Here is a 16,542-nt window from a genome sequence, read left to right on the forward strand (position 1 = left end):
ACCGGCGGGCCCCCGTCTGTCCGAACTTCTAGCGGCGGGTGGTGGGCAGGGACGCCTCGATGAGGTCGGCGGCCTGGCGGGTGCCGCCCTCGTCGGCCATCGCCGACTGGATCTCCTTGAGCCGGGTGGTGACCTGAGGGTCGTTCAGCAGGGCGTCGGCGGTGGCGCGCAGGGTCTCGGCGGTGGCCTCCTGGGTGGCGAGGACCTTGGCGACGCCGAGCGCCTGGAGCATCTCCGCGTTGCCGAACTGGTCGACCGCCTGCGGTACGGCGATCATCGGGGTGGCCGTGGCCAGCCCCTCCTGGCTGCCGCCCGCGCCCGCGTGGGTGAGGAACAGATCGGCCTGGCGCAGGATCGCCAGTTGCGGGACCCAGGCGTGGACCTCGGCGTTGGACGGGATCTCGCCCAGCTCGGCGGGGTCGACATGGCGGCCGATCTGGAGGACCAGACGGACGCCGGGCCGGTCGCCGAAGGCGGCCAGGCACTGCCGGTAGAAGTCCGGCTGCTTGGTGTACGCCGAGCCCAGCGACACCAGGACGACGGTCTCCGCGTCCGCGGGCCGCCGCCAGTCGCCCTGGGCCGCGCGGTCGCCCTGGCAGGCGCCGACGAAGGTGTAGACGGACGGGTCGACCCGGTCGGCGTTCGGCTGGAGCGCCTTGGGGATGAGGACGATCGAGCGGCCGGGGTGGCCGCCGAAGACATCCGGGTGCAGATCGATGCCGTTCTCCTGGAGCCAGGCGGTGAACCGGGCGTAGTACGCCTGGCCGCGCTCGGTCTTCTTCGGCTCCTCCCACATCGGCTCGGCGACCTCCTGCTCATAGCCGTCCCAGGCCACCAGGTTCGGCGAGAGGGAGATCACCGGGACGTCCCAGCGGTGGGCGAGCACCCGGGCCGGGTAGGACGAGATGTCGTGCAGGACGAGGTCGGGTTCGTCGCCCTCGTAGGCCGCGAGGAGCTGCGGCAGGGCCTGGATCGCGTCGCTCAGGAACGGCTCCACGTTGTCCAGCAGGGTCGCGCCCCATGCCTCCGGGTCCGCGTCGGGCCCCGGCAGCGTGGAGTTCCACGGCTTCACCTCGGCGCCGGTCTCGGCGACCTTCTCCGCGAAGGACGGCGGGATCGCGTACGTCACCCGGTGGCCGCGGGCCACCAGTTCGCGGATGACCTCCAGGCTGGGGTTCACGTGGCCATGGGCGGCGATGGAGAACATGGCGATGTGGGCGGGGGTTACCGCGGGGGGCGTCATGAGGAGGACACTACGCGAGACGAGACGTCTCGTGCAACTTTGATTCCCTGAGGCTGGGGCGCACGGCTTCTACCCGGCTTCCCGAGGCCCCGGGACTGAGTCCGGCTCCCCGGGGCCCCGGGTCCCCGGCGCCCCGGGACTGAGCCGGAGTTTCGGGGCGCTGGCACCCCGGGACTGAGCTGGAGTCCCGGGGCGCCGGGAACGTCCCGGGTCCGGCGCTAGCCGGTCAGCCCCTCGTACAGCCGGAGCCAGTGCGTCGGGGACACCTCCCCCACCAGGGCGTCCGGGGCGACCCCGGCCGCGCGGAACGCCCGGTCGACGCGGCGCCTCGGGTGGGCCCGGCGCAGGGAGGCGTGCAGGCTGCCGCCGACGCCGGTGAAGCCCAGGTCCACCAGGTCCCGCCAGGCCGGAACCTCGTCGGCGGGGAGCAGCGGGGTGGCCCGGCGCTCGATCCGGACGATCCCGGCGTCGACCCGGGGCACCGGGCGGAAGCTGTGCCGGCCGACGCGGGCGAGGAGCCGCCACGCGTGGCACGGCCAGCTGCGCACGGTCAGCAGGGTCCAGCTGCCGTAGTCACCGGTGCGTTTGCGGGCGTATTCGAGCTGGGTGAGGAGGGTGGCGGTGGTCAGCTCGGGGGCCCTGAGACACCAGTCGACGACATCGGCGGTACGGGAGAACGGCACGTTCCCGGCGACCGCGAAGGGGGTGCCCGGCGGGCGGGCGGTGAGGAAGTCGCCCTCGATGACCTGGACGTGCGGGGCATCGGCGAAGCGGGCGCGCAGTGCGGGGGTCAGGCGCCGGTCGATCTCGTAGGCGCGCACCGCGGCGGCGCGGGGGGCGAGGTGGTGGGTCAGGGCGCCTTTTCCGGCGCCGACCTCCAGGACGAGGGGGGCGGGTCCGTCGTGCGGGACGGAGAGCCGGGCGAGCCGTTCGGCGGCGGCTCGGTCGGTGAGGAAATTCTGCGAGAGCACACGGGAGGTGCGCGTCGGGCGGGCCATGCCTGCGGGTCCTTGTCTTCCATGAAAAGAGGGGAAAAGGGCAGCCGAAGGCCCTGACCGGAAGACAGTGAGAAAAAGGGTGGCGAAAGGAGACCCGTGGCGTCGGCTCCGCCGACGCGGGAACGGGTCGGCCGCGCCGATCCTCGATGGGGATCAGCGCTGCCGACGCGGGATCAACGGGTGTCGCGCCCCGGCCCGGTCAGGGCTGCGGGGCAAGCACGCACTCGGGTGTAGTGCGGGCAGCCCCGGCCGTAACCGGAGTTGAATACTGCGTTGAAAGCTGCCACGGGCTGGACGCTAGGCGGGGGCGGTGGACGGGTGCAACCGGTTTTTCACCAGGCCGGGGCCGCTCATCGCTGGTAGCGGGCCAAGGCCGGGTCCGCCGCTCATCGCTGGTAGCGGGCCAGGACCAGGTTGCCGTCGTCCTCAAGACGGCGTTCCAGTTCGGCCGCGTCGATCGCGCCGCTGTAGTACTCCTGGAACGCCGGGGTCGCCACCTTGTCCTTCCACTCCGGGTAGCCGCGGACAGATTGCGCGGGGGCCGGGCGCAGGTGGGCGGCGAGCGCCGTACCGGTGGCCCAGTCGTGCTCGTCGGTGCGCAGCGCCGGGTCGGCGAGGGCGGTCGTACCGGTGGGCAGCATCCAGTCGCCGAGGGCGAGCCGGACCATGTTGTCCGGCTGGAGCAAGAAGTCGAGAAACGCGGCGGCCTGCTTCTTGTACGGGCTGTCCTCGGCGATGGAGAGGGTCTGCGGGCTGACGCCCTGGGTGAGGCCCTCGGTCCCGGCGGGCGCGGGCAGCACCTGCCACTCGAAGCCCTCCGGTGCCTGCTGGGCGATCTGCTGCCGGTAGGAGAAGCCGAGCGGCACCATCGCGTACCGGCCGCCGAAGAAGCCGGGCAGGGTGTCGGAGCCGCCGCTGCCCAGCATGGTGGGTGAGGCGCTGGCGTCGGCGCCGGTCTGGGCGTGGATGGTGTCGGGGACGACCGCGTCACCTGGTTCGTAACGGACGGTGACCTTGCCGTCGGCGTCCCGGTGGAAGAGCCGGCCGCCCGCCGAGAGGGAGAGGTTGAGGGTGGCGGAGACGGGGTCCTTCAGCGGCCAGGCCACGCCGTACCTGCCGTCGCCGGAGAGGGTCTTGGTGATCGCGCGGAACTCCGTCCAGCTCCACGGCCGTTCCGGCGTGGGGACGCGCACCCCGGACTCCCGCAGCAGTCGGGCGTTGGCGATCAGCACCCGGGGTTCCTGGAGGAACGGCACTCCGTAGACGCCGTCGCCGAAGGTGGTGGTCGCCCAGGAGTGCGCCGGGATGTCGGAGCGGAGCCGGGCGGGCAGCAGGTCGGTGAGATCGGCGAGGTAGCCACCGTAGGCGAAGTCGGCCAGGTCGTCGGCGGCGTCATGGATGATGTCCGGGGCCTCACCGCCCTCGAAGGAGGTGAGGAGCTGGTCGTGCACACTGTCCCAGCTCCCCTGGACGTACTCCACCTGGACGGCGGGGTGCCGGGCGTTCCACTCCGCGACGAGGTCCCGGGTCGCGGCGACCGACTCCTCCTGCCAGGCGAGGGACTGGAAGCGCAGGGTGATCCGGCCGTCGTCGGCGGTCCGGTCGCCGCCCGTGCATCCGGCCAGCAGCAGCGCGAGGACGGCCAGCAGGACGGCGGCCGTCTTCCCCCCGTGGCGGCGCATCACGGCGGTGGTCCTCCCTCCATCGCGGTGCATCACGACCGTGGTCCTCCCTCCATGGCGGCGCATCACGACCATGGCCCTCCCTCCATGGCGGCACATCGCGGCCGTGGCCCTCCCTCCATGGCGGCGCATCACAGCCGTGGCCCTCCCCCCATCGCGGCGCATCACAGCCGTGGTCCTCCCCCCATCGCGGCGCATCAGCCTTTCACCGCCCCGGCGACCATGCCGCCGGTGATCCGGCGCTGGATGAGCGCGAAGACCACCAGGGAGGGCAGGGTGACGAGGACGGCGGCGGCGGCGAGCGGGCCGATGTCGGCGACGCCCTCCGCGCCGATGAAGTGGGTGAGGATCACCGGCAGGGTCTGTTTCTCCGGGGTCTTCAGCAGCACCAGCGCGAAGAAGAACTCGTTCCAGGCCGTGATGAAGGCGAACAGGGCCGTCGCCACGATGCCCGGCGCGAGCAGCGGCGCGGTCACCGACACCAGGGTGCGCAGCCGCCCGGCGCCGTCGACCGCCGCCGCCTCCTCCAGCTCCACCGGCACCGCCCGGACGTATCCGGTGAGCATCCACAGCGCGAACGGCAGCGCCCACACCACATAGACCAGCACCAGGCCCGGCAGCGAGTCGATCAGCCGCAGATTCTTCAGCACCAGGAACAGCGGGATGATCACCAGCACGAACGGGAACGCCTGGCTGACCACCACCCAGCCGCTGGCCGCGCGCGCCAGCCGGGTGCGCCGCCGGGCCAGGACGAAGGCGAGCGGGGTGGCGAGGACGACGGCGATCAGGGCGGCGCCGACCGCGGCCAGCAGGGAGTTCAGCCCGGCGCGCAGCAGGGGCTGTTCGGCGAACGCCTGCCGGAAGTTGTCCAGGGTGGGCTGGTCCGGAATCCAGCTCGGGTGCAGGTCGGCGAGTTCGCGGGGTGGTTTGAAGGCGGTGGAGAGCAGCCAGAGGAAGGGCAGGGCGAGGAAGAGGAGATAGCCGAGCAGGGCCGCGTACTGGCCCGCGCGGGCCGCGGTACCGGTCTTCATACGTCCTCGCCTCCCTTGAGCCGGCCGACGAGGAAGACGGCGAGCACGATCGAGATCAGGGCGACCATCACACAGCCCATGGCCGCCGCGTAGCCGAACTGGCCGTAGCGGAACGCCTCTTCGTAGGCGAAGAGCATCGGCAGCCGGGTGCGTCCGCCGGGGCCGCCGTTGGTCAGGACGTACACCAGGGCGAACGCGTTGAAGTTCCAGATCAGATTGAGCGCGGTGATGGCGAGGGCGACCGGGCGCAGGGCGGGCCAGGTCACCGTGCGGAAGCGGCGCCAGGCTCCGGCGCCGTCGAGGGCGGCGGCCTCGTGGAGTTCACGCGGGGTGTTCTGGAGCCCGGCGAGCAGGGCGACCGTGGTCTGCGGCATCCCGGCCCAGATCCCGACGACGATCACGGCGGGCAGCGCGGTGCCCAGCGAGCCGAGCCAGTCGCGGCCGTCGCCGAGGCCGAGGTCGCGCAGGGTCTCGTTGAGGACCCCGGCGTCCGGGTGGTACATCAGCCGCCACATCACCCCGACCACGACCTCGGGCATCGCCCAGGGCACGATCGCCAGGGCGCGGGCCAGCCAGCGCAGCCGCAGCCGCGCGTTCAGCAGCAGGGCCAGGCCCAGCGCCAGCAGGAACTGCGGCACGGTCACCCCGACCGCCCACACCAGTCCGATCCGGAACGACTCCCAGAACAGGGTGTCCTTCAGGAGGTCCTGGAAATTGAGGGTGCCGATCCACGCGGTGGGCTCGGTACGGCCGGACTGCGCGTCGGTGAACGCCAGGAGGATGCCGTACAGCAGCGGTCCGACGCTCAGCAGGAGGATGGGGATCAGCGCGGGCAGCACCAGGAACCAGGCGCCGTGGTCGGTGGTCCGCCGCCGCGCCCTGGGGGTGGGCGCGCGGCGCGCCGGGCGCTCGGCCTCGGTCGCCAGTGTCACGTCAGCGGCTCCTTCGCACGGTTCGTGACGCTCCGGACCCGGCGGGCCCCCGTCATGGTCGTGAACGCGACAGGGGGCGTCAAGGCACCGCGCGCCGACTCCGACCTGTACGAATGCGACACTGGCCGGTGCGTGGCGGGAACCCGACCCCGGCCGCGGCGACAGCAACGGCGACGGCACGGTGATCACGGAGGCGGGCGACGATGGACGAGGCACGGGCGCGGGACGTACTGGACCGGGCGGGGGTGCTGCCCGGACCGGCGCGGGACGCGCGGCTGCTCGCGCTGGGCGAGAACGCCGTGTTCGCCGCCGGTGAGCTGGTCGTGAAGGTGGGGCGGGACGCGGAGCTGCTCGACCGGGCGCGGCGGGAGCTGGCGGTCGCCGGGTGGCTGGCGGAGGCCGGGGTTCCGGCGGTACGGGCGGCGGAGGCCGAGGCACGGTCGGTGGCGGGACATCCGGTGACGGTGTGGCACCGCCTGCCGGAGCCCGTACGGCCCGCGGAACCGGCCGACCTGGCGGAACTCCTCCGCCTGGTCCACGCGCTCCCGTCCCCTCCCTTCCCCCTCCCGGCGCGGGAGTTGCTGGGCGGGGTGGAGCGGTGGCTGCGGCTGGCGGGGGACGCGATCGACCCGGCGGACGCGGCGTATCTGCGCGAGCGGAGGGACGGCTTCGCGGCGGCGGCGGCCGGGGTGACTCCGCACCTCCCTCCCGGCCCGATCCACGGGGACGCCCTCCCCCGCAATGTCCATGTCGGCCCCGACGGTCCGGTCCTGGTCGACCTGGAGACCTTCTCCCACGACCTGCGCGAACACGACCTGGTGGTGATGGCCCTGTCCCACGACCGCTACGGCCTGCCGCCGGAGTCCTACGAGGCGTTCGTGTCCACCTACGGCTGGGACGTACGCGAGTGGGAGGGCTGCGGCGTCCTGCGCGGCGCCCGGGAGACGGCGAGCTGCGCGTGGGTGGCCCAGCACACCCCGACGAACCCGAGGGCCCTGACGGAGTTCCGGCGCCGCGTCACGTCCCTCAGGGACGGGGACGACACGGTCCGCTGGTACCCGTTCTGACCCGGGCCGGGTTCGGCGCGACCCTCGGGTGACGGGGTCCGGGCCACCCTCCGGGCGGCGAGGACACCGGAGTGGCCCGCGAGATCGTATACGGTCCCGTCGCCCGTGAGCGCCCGGCGGACGGCACCGGCCCGGTCGGGTGTCGGCCCGCCCGCTCACCGACAAGGGAACAGGGGGGACACGACCCCGGGCAGGCCGTGTCCCCCCTGGCTGGTGATCCTCCGTCAGCAGGGCCGGTAGGAGGAGATCTTGTCGTTGATCCACCACGGGACCTGGGCCCACCACTCGCCGGGGCCGATTCTGAACTCGAGGCCGCCCCAGTTGCCGTGCTCGTAGAAGCACATGCCGTGGTCCGCGCTGCTGCCCACGGAGGAGATGCTGTCCTGCGCGATGCCGCTCAGGTTCTGGACCCACACCGGGGCGCCGGAGGGGTACACCGGGATCGAGTAGTTGTGGTCCCGGTACACGAAGACGTTGCCCTGCGCGGCGGCGGGGGTGGCGGTGGCCAGGACACTCGCCGTCGCCGCCATGGCACCGACCGCGCCGATCAGCGCGAAACGCCGTTTGGTGTTCTTCAGGAACGACATCGGTCTCTTCCTTCTCCTCGGAGGACGCACGGCCCGGGAGCGACTCGCCCAGGGCCGGCTTCAAGCCGTGGCGAGATGCTATGAAAGAAGTTTCTGCAAGCGATAGAAAGAGTTTGCACGGTTGCCCGAAAGGGCAACCCCTATGCCCCGAGGGGCAGTTCGCGCCGCGCTGTGTTTCGTCCGCGTTACGGGCTCATGGAGTGACGCGTCCGAGCACCCCGGATGACGAACGGCGTTCCGGAAGCCTCCCGGAACGCCGCTGGAACCACCCGCCCCTCCGCGCCTACACCCGCTCCCCCGCCGTGACCTCACGGATCGGCCACACCCCGTCCACCACCGCCTCCGTGTCGCCCTTGCCTCTCAGGAAGCGCTGGAAGTCCGCTGCCCACTCCGCGTACCACTCCACCTGTCTGCGGTGCAGCTCGGCGGCGCCGATCAGGGCGACCTTGGGATGCCGGGCGGCCACCGCGCGGGCGAGCCGGGCCGCCGCCACCGCGTCCGCCGTCGCGTTGTGCGCGGCGTCCAGCGGTACGCCGTACTCCGCGCAGACCGCCTCCAGGTTCCGCTTGCCCCGCCGGTAGCGGTCGGCCCAGCGGTCGATGGTGTACGGGTCGATGACGGGGCCCGGCTCCGCGCCGCCGAGGCGCTCGCGCAGGGTCGGCAGACCGTGCCGGTGCAGCTCCGCGCTGAGCAGGGTCAGATCGAAGGCCGCGTTGTAGGCGACGACCGGGACGCCCGCGCTCCACTGCCCGGTCAGCGCGGCGGCCAGCGCGTCGGCCACCTGGTCGGCCGGACGGCCGTGCGACATGGCGTGCTCGGTGCTGATGCCGTGCACCGCCACCGCGTCCGGCGGTATCGGCACTCCGGGGTCGGCGAGCCACTCCCGGTGGCCGAGGACCTGTCCGGCCCGGACCTCGACCACGGCGCCGGTGACGATCCGCGCCTCGCGCGGGTCCGTGCCCGTCGTCTCCAGGTCGAAGCCGATCAGCAGCTCCTCGTGCCAGGCCATGGCAGATCCCCTCATCCTTGGTGGTGCTCTCCCCCAGTGGTCTCCACCCTCGCACGCCCCACTGACAATCAGAGGATCGCATTCCGCTTGACCGTCGGTCCGGACGGCCCCCCTCGCCCCTACCCCCCCCCCGGAAGGACGGCCCTCGCGCGTCACGACACCGGTCGCGCGTCCGCCCAGGTCAGTTCGAACTCCTCGCGGTAGGTGGGGAACAGACCGGCCTCGTCCACCGGGTCCGGCCGGACCACCCGGCCGCCGCCGCGCAGCACCAGCACCGGCGCCTCCATGCCCCGGGTGCGGCGCATATAGGACTGGACGACGGCGATGCCGTCACTGCCGTCGCCGTCGACCAGGTACGCGGTGAAGCGCGGGGTCTCGTCGTAGACCTGGATCTCGAAGGCGCCGGGGTCGCGCAGCCGGGCCCGGACCCGGCGCATGTGCAGGATGTTCATCTCGACCGCGCGGCTCAGCTCACCGCGCTTGAGGCCGAGTTCGCGCTCACGGCGCTTGACGGCGCTGGAGGCGGGGTTCAGGAACAGCAGCCGGACCCGGGCCCCGGCCTCGGCCAGCCGGACCAGTCGGCGGCCGGAGAAGTTCTGCACCAGCAGGTTGAGGCCGATGCCGATGGCGTCCAGCCGCCGCGCGCCGCCGAAGATGTCCTCGGCCGGGAACCGGCCCAGCAGCCGGACCCGGTCGGAGTGGACCGCGACCACGTCCCCGTAGCGGTCGCCGACCAGGTCCTCCACGGCGTCCACCGGGAGGCGGCGCCCGGAGGGGACGTCACCGCCCGCGCCGAGCATCTCCAGCAGCCGGGCCGAGGCCCGTTCCGCCTGGTTCAGCACGGCCTCGGACAGGGCCCGGTTGCGGGAGACCACATTGCGGGTGACCTCCAGTTCGTCGAGGGCCAGCTCGACGTCCCGGCGGTCGTCGACGTACGGCTCGAAGCAGGGCCAGTGCTGGACCATCAGCTCGCGTAGCTGCGGGAGGGTCAGGAAGCTGAGGACGTTGTCGTCGGCCGGGTCGAGGAGATAGCCCTTGCGGCGGCTGACCTCGCGGACGGCGACCGCGCGCTGCACCCACTCCTGGCCCGCCGGTCCGGCGGCGGCGACCACCCAGTCGTCGCCGTGGACGGGTTCGTAGATCGGGCGGATGAGGGCGGAGACGACCGTGCGCAGCCGCTGCTCCACCAGGTTGAGCCAGATGTAGGCGCGGCCCGCGCGCTGGGCGCGGGTCCGTACCTCCTGCCAGGCCGCGGCGTCCCAGTCCAGCTCGGGCCCTATGGACCCGGTCTCCATCGGCCGGGCCAGGGACACCGTGCCGGGCTCGACATCCGCCGTGTTGCCCTCGTGACCCTCGTCACCAGGGGGCAACTCCAGCCCACCCGAGCCCACCCGCGCACCGCCTTCCGCTCCCCCGAGCACTCCCCGTCTCAACGATCAAGGAAGGGTACTCCGGGAGCGGTCGGCGGTGCAGCCGGATGGACAGGACCGTTTCTCAACGGCCGCCTCCCGGCTGGCCGTTCTCTTGGGCCAGCTCCCGGGGCGTGAGCGGATTCATAGCCGTGACGTCCCGCGGGGCCAGCGAGAAGCCCTGCCAGTGGACCGGCATGGGCTGCTGGTCCTCGTCGCGGGCGACGTGGTGGAAGCCGACATTGACCCAGACCGTGGGGTTGGTCAGGGTCTGGCCGTTGACCCATTTGTCGACATTCTTAGGGTGTCCCGTACCGCAGTTCAGCGGGTTGTTGCTGGCGTACTGCTCGCACTTGTTGTACTGCGTGAAGTACACGTCGTGCTGGGTGAAGCTGCGGCCCGGGTACTTGCTGGTCGGGCCCTGGACGATCTCGTAGGAGCGGGGGTGGCCGTCCTTGTTCTTGCCGGTGTTGCTGACCACCCGCCACCAGCGCATGTTCTTGCTGTCGCCGGCCAGCTCCTTGGTGACCTTGGTCAGGGTGGTCTTGTTGGTCGGGCCGCGGCTGCCGCTGGCCGGGCTCACCTTGGAGTCGTACTGCTCGACGCGGGCCTTGGAGGAGCCGTCCAGGCCGAAGTTGAGCCGCCAGAAGACATTGTGGCTGTGGCTGGTGGCATACGCCTTGGCGCCCTTGCCTATCGGCCAGCCCCGGCCGTCACCGGCGTCGTAGTCCCCGGGGGACAGCGAGCCCGTGGCGCCCACGTTCATGTTGATGGTGCCGTCGTCCGCGAAGCGCCACTCGGTGATGTACTCGTACCAGCCGACCTTGTTGACGGTGTACACCATCAGGTCGCTGCCCTGCTTCTGGTAGACCTTGCCCGCCGTGTCGCCCTGGAGGCGGTAGGCGTGGCCACGGGCGCGGGTGGTGGTGCACAGGCCCTTGACGTTGGGGTTCTGCGGGTCCCACGCCTCCGGGACCTTGACCGTGCGGATGGTGCCGCCGGGGCACTCGCCGGGGGCCAGCGGCATCAGGCCCGAGCCGAAGCCGTAGCTGGTGAGGTCGTCGAACTCGTTCTTGCCGTCGTCGTAGGGCACATGGATCTGGCCCAGCTTGGCGCTGTTGAGGACCTTGATGGGCTTGGGCTCGCCGGGCGGCTGGTAGGAGACGTCCTCCAGGACCAGGCCCGCCTTGGCCTCGTAGCGCCAGCACATCCGCCAGGTGGTGCCGGTCGCGAGCTTCTGCTCGATGCGGTACGCGGCGCTGCACGCCGGGGCGGGCGCGGGGGCCTCGCGGGGCTGGGCGGTGGCGGGTGCGGCACCGGCCGTGAGGCCACCGGCGAGGGAGGCCAGGGCGACGGCCCCCGCGGCCGTACGGGCACGGCTGACTCTGTTCACGCGCATGAAAGGAACTACTCCCTTGCGTAAGGAGTGAGAAGGAAGGGGGAAGTATGAGGTGTGCCGGTCAGGGCGTGAGCGTGCCGACCTTGCGGGTGCTCAGGTCGATCACGAAGCCGCGGGCGTCGATCCAGGGGCCGTTGACGACCTTCGGGAAGAGGCGGGCGCAGCGGTGCTCCCCGCACTTGGCGACGACGGCCTGCTGGGCGCCCGGCGTGGACCGGTAGACCATGCTGGTGATCTTCAGCTGGTCGGTGGAGGTCAGCGGCTTGCCGGTGGCGTCCTTGTAGTCGGCCTTGAGGCCCGCGCCGAGCGGGTCGGCGAGCAGCAGCTCGGCCGCCTCGACGGTCTCCGCGTAGGTCAGCGGGGGCTGGACGCCCCGCTCGCTGGCGGACTTCTCGACCTTGCCGGTGTCGAGGTTCACGGTCCTGGTGACGACCGTGTCGTTCTTGTAGTCGTAGAACGTGACGTCCGCGCGCCGGGGCGCGTCCGGGTCGTCCAGGTCGGCCGCGTCGGGTTCGGCGAGGTCGATGCCGAGCCGCTCGGGGCCCCGCTCGCCGTCCACGCCCTCGGCGGAGCGCAGCGCCGCCCGCTGTCCGCCGAGCGCGATCCGCTCGACCCGCTCCAGTTCGTCGTCGGTCAGCGGGTCGCGGCCCTGGCCGCGTTCGCCCTCGGCCGGGACCTCCTCGACCACACCGGGCGGCGGCGCGGCCTGGCCGTCCGCGGTGCCCGCGGCGCCCGCCGCGGACGGCTGTCCGGCGGCGGACGACTGCCCGCCGGCACCGGACGCCGGTGTGTCGTCGGCGCCCGCCGTGCCCGGCAGGGTGACGGCCACCATCGCCGCCGTGCCCGCGACGGCGAGGCCCGCCCCGGCCACCACCTTGCCCAGGTGGCGGCGCACTATCTCGCGCACAATTCCCCCTACTCCTCTTCATGTCCGGGAGTACGTGTTGCCCCATCAGCTGCGGCAGGCCGACTGCGGTGCCGGTCGGTACCGGTAGGTACCAGTAGGTACCGGTCGGTGCCGGTCGGTGCCGGTCGGTGCCGGTCCGTCGCGCTGGTCACGCGCGACGCGCCGGTCACGGCCTGCCCGGTCGACGGATAAGAGGGGCCCAAGTCGCCGTGGGTTCCCTGACTTTCCGGGAGACTCGGGCGCAAGGCGGCCCCGGTCGGGCGCCGCACCTGGAAGAGTCGGGTCCATGCAGGTCTGGCCTGGACAGGCGTATCCCCTCGGTGCCACGTACGACGGCGCCGGTACCAACTTCGCGGTCTTCACGGAGGCCGCGCACCGAGTCGAGCTGTGTCTGCTGCACGACGACGGCTCCGAGACGGCGGTGGAGCTGCGGGAGACCGACGCGTTCGTACGGCACGCGTATCTGCCCGGTGTGATGCCGGGCCAGCGCTACGGCTTCCGGGTGCACGGCCCGTACGCGCCGGAGCGCGGGCTGCGCTGCAACGCGGCGAAGCTGCTGCTCGACCCGTACGCGCGGGCGGTCGCCGGGGAGATCCGGTGGGGCGAGGAGGTGTACGGCTACCACTTCGGCGCGCCGGAGCGGCGCAACGACCTGGACTCGGCGCCGCACACCATGAGCGCGGTGGTGGTCAATCCGTACTTCGACTGGGGCGACGACCGCCGTCCGCGCACCGAGTACCACCACACGGTGATCTACGAGGCCCATGTGAAGGGCCTGACCATGCGCCACCCGGGGCTGCCGGAGGAGCTGCGCGGGACGTACGCGGGGCTCGCCCATCCGGCGGTGATCGGGCATCTGACGGATCTCGGGGTGACGGCGCTGGAGCTGATGCCGGTCCATCAGTTCGTCAACGACCACCGGCTGGTGGACATGGGGCTGAACAACTACTGGGGCTACAACACCATCGGCTACTTCGCCCCGCACAACGCGTACGCCTCCTGGGGCGACCGGGGCCAGCAGGTGCTGGAGTTCAAGTCGGCGGTGAAGGCGCTGCACGAGGCGGGGATCGAGGTGATCCTCGACGTGGTGTACAACCACACCGCCGAGGGCAACCATCTGGGCCCCACGCTGTCCTTCCGGGGGCTGGACAACCCGTCGTACTACCGGCTGACCGGCGACCGGCGCTACTACATGGACACCACCGGGACCGGCAACAGTCTGCTGATGCGCTCCCCGCATGTGCTCCAGCTGATCATGGACTCGCTGCGGTACTGGGTGACCGAGATGCATGTGGACGGGTTCCGCTTCGATCTGGCGGCGACCCTGGCCCGGCAGTTCCACGAGGTGGACCGGCTGTCGTCGTTCTTCGACCTGGTGCAGCAGGACCCGGTGGTCTCCCAGGTGAAGCTGATCGCCGAGCCGTGGGACGTGGGCGAGGGCGGCTACCAGGTGGGGAACTTCCCGCCGCTGTGGACGGAGTGGAACGGCAAGTACCGCGACACCGTACGGGACCTGTGGCGGGGCGAGCCGCGCACGCTCGCCGAGTTCGCGTCCCGGCTGACCGGCTCCTCCGACCTCTACCAGGACGACGGCCGCCGTCCCCTGGCCTCGATCAACTTCGTCACCTGCCACGACGGCTTCACCCTGCGCGACCTGGTGTCCTACGAGAAGAAGCACAACGAGGCCAACGGGGAGGACAACCGGGACGGCGAGAGCCACAACCGGTCCTGGAACTGCGGGGTCGAGGGCGACACCGACGACCCGGACGTACGGGCGCTGCGGGCCCGGCAGACACGCAACTTCATCGCCACGCTGATGCTGTCCCAGGGGGTGCCGATGATCAGCCACGGCGACGAGTTCGCCCGTACCCAGCGCGGCAACAACAACGCCTACTGCCAGGACAACGAGCTGGCGTGGGTCCACTGGCCGGAGCCGGGCGCCGGCGGGGAGCTGCTGGAGTTCACCCGGGCCATGGTGTGGCTGCGCCGGGACCATCCGGTGTTCCGGCGGCGGCGGTTCTTCCACGGGCGGCCGGTGGAGGGCACCCGCGACGAGCTGTCCGACGTGGCCTGGTTCACCCCTCAGGGCCAGATGATGACCCGGCGGGACTGGGACGCGGCGCCCGCCTCGGCGCTGGCGGTGTTCCTCAACGGCAACGCGATCTCGGAGCCGGGGCCGCGCGGGGAGCCGATCAGCGACGACTCGTTCTTCCTGATGTTCAACGCCTCGCCGGACCCGCTGGAGTTCGAGGTGCCCGCCGATCACGGTCAGCAGTGGCAGGTGGTGGTGGACACCGCCCGCCCGGAGGGGGTGCCGCCGGGCACCGGGCCGAAGGTGCGGGCCGGTGAGCGGCTGACGCTGATGGACCGGAGTCTGACGGTCCTCCAGCGCCCGGCGTGAGCGGCCCGGCTCCGCCGGGGGTCGGGTCACGGGGGCCCCGGTGACCCCGTGCGGGGGAACGTCACCGTGATGTCCAGGCCGCCCTCCGGGCCCTGTTCGGTGGTGATGCGGGCGCGGTGGGCGCTGGCGATGGCGGCGACGATGGACAGGCCGAGACCGTGGCCCCGGGCGCGTGCCGAGCGGTGGCCGAGTCGCTGGAAGGGCTGGTACAGCGAGGGGATGACATCGCGGGGCACCACCGGGCCGCTGTTGACCACCCGGACCTGCGGGAGGCCGCCCGGCAGTCCGGTGCTCACCTTGATCCAGCCGCCCGGGTTGGTGTAGCGCTGGGCGTTGCCGACGAGATTGCCCACCAGCCGTTCCACCAGGCTGGTGTTGCCCTGGGTGACGGCGCGGGCCAGGGACATGTCCAGGGTGACATCGGCGGGGCGGGTGGGTTCCAGCTCGTCCACGACGTCCGCGACGACCTCGGCGAGGTCCAGCCGGTCGGTCCTGAAGACCCCGCCCTGGCTGCTCGCCAGCGTCAGCAGCGCCTCGATCAGCCGCTCCTGGTCCTCGCCGATGGCGAGCGCCCGCTCGCACACCGCGCGCAGCGCCTTGGCGTCCGGGTCGGGGGTGTTCAGGGCGACCTCGATCACCGTGCGCTGGAGGGTCAGCGGGGTGCGCAGTTCGTGCGAGGCGTTGGCGACGAAGCGGCGCTGGGCGTCGAAGGCCGCGTCGAGCCGGGCGAGCAGTCCGTCGAAGGTGTCGCCGAGGTTCTTCAGCTCGTCGTCCGGGAGGCCCGGCATGGCGAGCCGCTCGTGCAGATTGTGCGCGGAGATCCGCCGGGCCCGTTCGGTCATCACCCGCACCGGGCGCAGCACCCGTCCGGCGACCACCCAGCCGAGTCCGCCGGAGACACCGGTCATGATGCCCAGCGCGATCCCGGAGCGGGTGAGCAGGGTGCGCTGGGCCTCCTGGCGCTCCCGGTCGGCGACGAACGAGATGTCCGTGCGCAGTTGGGAGCGGGCGGGGTCGTTGGACACGTTCCGGGTGGTGAGCTGGGTGCCCTTGGACGCCGGGCTCTGCACCACCAGGAGGTAGGTGACCGCCAGCAGGGTGGCGCCGGACACCAGGAACAGCGTGCCGTAGAGCAGGGTGAGGCGGAGCCGGGCCGACCAGCGGATGCGGAACCGGCCGCCGGGCTCAGATGCGGTAGCCGACATGGGGCACCGTCTCGATCACGGGCGGGTCGCCCAGTTTGCGGCGCAGCCGGCTGATGGTCACCTTCACGGTGTTGGTGAACGGGTCGGTGGCGTCGTCCCAGGCCCGTTCGAGGAGTTCCTCGGCGGAGACCACCGCGCCGCGCGCGGCGAGCAGCAGCTCCAGGACGGCCATCTCCTTCGGCGACAGATCGAGCTGGCGTCCGCCCCGCGAGACGGTGTGCTCGGCGGGCGACATCGACAGATCGCCATGGGTGAGCACGGGCGGTACGGCGGGGTGGGCGCGGCGGGCCAGGGCGCGGACCCGGGCGACCAGTTCGGCGAAGGCGAACGGCTTGGTCAGATAGTCGTCGGCGCCCAGGCTGAGGCCGTCGACCCGGTCGGCGATGGTGGAGGACGCGGTGAGCATGAGGATGCGGGCCCGGGAGCCGAGCCGGACCAGCTCGCGGCACACCTCGTCGCCGTGCATCAGCGGCAGGTCACGGTCGAGCACGATCACGTGGTAGTCGTACACGGTGGCCTGCTCCAGCGCCTGCTGTCCGTCCAGTGCCAGGTCGATGGCCATGCCTTCCTGCCGGAGTCCGGCGGCGATGGTCTCGGCGAGTTCGAGGTGGTCGTCGACAATGAGCACTCTCATGCCGGTCAGGATGCCCTGCGGGCGATAACAGGGGAATA

At 72.0% G+C, this 16,542-nt stretch carries 14 protein-coding genes; 2 read left to right on the forward strand and 12 right to left on the reverse strand.

Going from position 1 to position 16,542, the window contains the following annotated elements; translation table 11 throughout:
* Positions 1–28 precede the first annotated feature (28 nt).
* From mgt to AB0D49_RS00525, 5 genes are all read right to left on the reverse strand, one after another.
* Positions 29–1,243, reverse strand: a complete 1,215-nt coding sequence (gene mgt / locus AB0D49_RS00505; RefSeq protein ID WP_362748330.1) for a macrolide-inactivating glycosyltransferase — start codon at positions 1,241–1,243, stop codon at positions 29–31.
* Positions 1,244–1,461: 218 nt separating this feature from the next.
* The gene (gene erm / locus AB0D49_RS00510; protein WP_362748333.1) at positions 1,462–2,241 is read right to left on the reverse strand and encodes an ErmE/ErmH/ErmO/ErmR family 23S rRNA (adenine(2058)-N(6))-methyltransferase; all 780 of its coding nucleotides are present in this window, start codon (positions 2,239–2,241) and stop codon (positions 1,462–1,464) included.
* A gap of 386 nt (positions 2,242–2,627) precedes the next feature.
* Positions 2,628–3,923 carry an extracellular solute-binding protein gene (locus AB0D49_RS00515; protein WP_362748336.1) on the reverse strand — a complete coding sequence of 432 codons (1,296 nt, stop codon included), beginning with the start codon at positions 3,921–3,923 and terminating at the stop codon, positions 2,628–2,630.
* Positions 3,924–4,120: 197 nt separating this feature from the next.
* Complete coding sequence (locus AB0D49_RS00520) at positions 4,121–4,954, reverse strand: carbohydrate ABC transporter permease (RefSeq protein ID WP_362748339.1); 834 nt, start codon at positions 4,952–4,954, stop codon at positions 4,121–4,123.
* Positions 4,951–5,886, reverse strand: coding sequence for a sugar ABC transporter permease (locus AB0D49_RS00525; protein WP_362748341.1), 936 nt, complete (start codon positions 5,884–5,886; stop codon positions 4,951–4,953). The genes AB0D49_RS00520 and AB0D49_RS00525 overlap by 4 nt, the downstream gene beginning before the upstream one ends.
* Before the next feature lie 203 nt (positions 5,887–6,089).
* Between AB0D49_RS00525 and AB0D49_RS00530 the strand changes: the two genes are divergently transcribed.
* Positions 6,090–6,953 carry an aminoglycoside phosphotransferase family protein gene (locus AB0D49_RS00530; RefSeq protein WP_362748344.1) on the forward strand — a complete coding sequence of 288 codons (864 nt, stop codon included), beginning with the start codon at positions 6,090–6,092 and terminating at the stop codon, positions 6,951–6,953.
* Between the two features lie 224 nt (positions 6,954–7,177).
* Here AB0D49_RS00530 and AB0D49_RS00535 read toward each other — a convergent pair whose 3' ends face one another.
* The 5 genes from AB0D49_RS00535 to AB0D49_RS00555 form a co-directional block, all read right to left on the reverse strand.
* The gene (locus AB0D49_RS00535) at positions 7,178–7,540 is read right to left on the reverse strand and encodes a hypothetical protein (protein ID WP_362748347.1); all 363 of its coding nucleotides are present in this window, start codon (positions 7,538–7,540) and stop codon (positions 7,178–7,180) included.
* Between the two features lie 283 nt (positions 7,541–7,823).
* Positions 7,824–8,549: a 3'-5' exonuclease gene (locus AB0D49_RS00540; RefSeq protein ID WP_362748349.1), complete on the reverse strand. Its 726-nt coding sequence runs from the start codon at positions 8,547–8,549 to the stop codon at positions 7,824–7,826.
* Between the two features lie 152 nt (positions 8,550–8,701).
* Positions 8,702–9,940: an SAV2148 family HEPN domain-containing protein gene (locus tag AB0D49_RS00545; protein WP_362749280.1), complete on the reverse strand. Its 1,239-nt coding sequence runs from the start codon at positions 9,938–9,940 to the stop codon at positions 8,702–8,704.
* A gap of 103 nt (positions 9,941–10,043) precedes the next feature.
* The gene (locus tag AB0D49_RS00550; RefSeq protein WP_362748352.1) at positions 10,044–11,357 is read right to left on the reverse strand and encodes a copper amine oxidase; all 1,314 of its coding nucleotides are present in this window, start codon (positions 11,355–11,357) and stop codon (positions 10,044–10,046) included.
* Positions 11,358–11,418: 61 nt separating this feature from the next.
* The gene (locus AB0D49_RS00555) at positions 11,419–12,264 is read right to left on the reverse strand and encodes a Tat pathway signal sequence domain protein (protein ID WP_362748355.1); all 846 of its coding nucleotides are present in this window, start codon (positions 12,262–12,264) and stop codon (positions 11,419–11,421) included.
* A gap of 286 nt (positions 12,265–12,550) precedes the next feature.
* On the opposite strand from AB0D49_RS00555, the gene glgX reads away from it, so the two are divergent.
* Positions 12,551–14,665: a glycogen debranching protein GlgX gene (gene glgX / locus AB0D49_RS00560; RefSeq protein WP_362748357.1), complete on the forward strand. Its 2,115-nt coding sequence runs from the start codon at positions 12,551–12,553 to the stop codon at positions 14,663–14,665.
* A gap of 26 nt (positions 14,666–14,691) precedes the next feature.
* Here the strand turns inward: glgX and AB0D49_RS00565 are convergent, their stop codons facing one another.
* Together AB0D49_RS00565 and AB0D49_RS00570 are read right to left on the reverse strand one after the other, a co-directional pair.
* A complete protein-coding gene (locus tag AB0D49_RS00565) occupies positions 14,692–15,870 on the reverse strand; it encodes an ATP-binding protein (protein WP_362748360.1) in 1,179 nt (392 codons plus the stop codon).
* Positions 15,851–16,504, reverse strand: a complete 654-nt coding sequence (locus AB0D49_RS00570; protein WP_362748363.1) for a response regulator transcription factor — start codon at positions 16,502–16,504, stop codon at positions 15,851–15,853. The genes AB0D49_RS00565 and AB0D49_RS00570 overlap by 20 nt, the downstream gene beginning before the upstream one ends.
* Between the last annotated feature and the right edge of the window lie 38 nt (positions 16,505–16,542).

It is taken from the genome of Streptomyces sp. NPDC048290, assembly GCF_040652095.1.
In the GTDB taxonomy this organism is placed as follows: Bacteria; Actinomycetota; Actinomycetes; order Streptomycetales; family Streptomycetaceae; genus Streptomyces.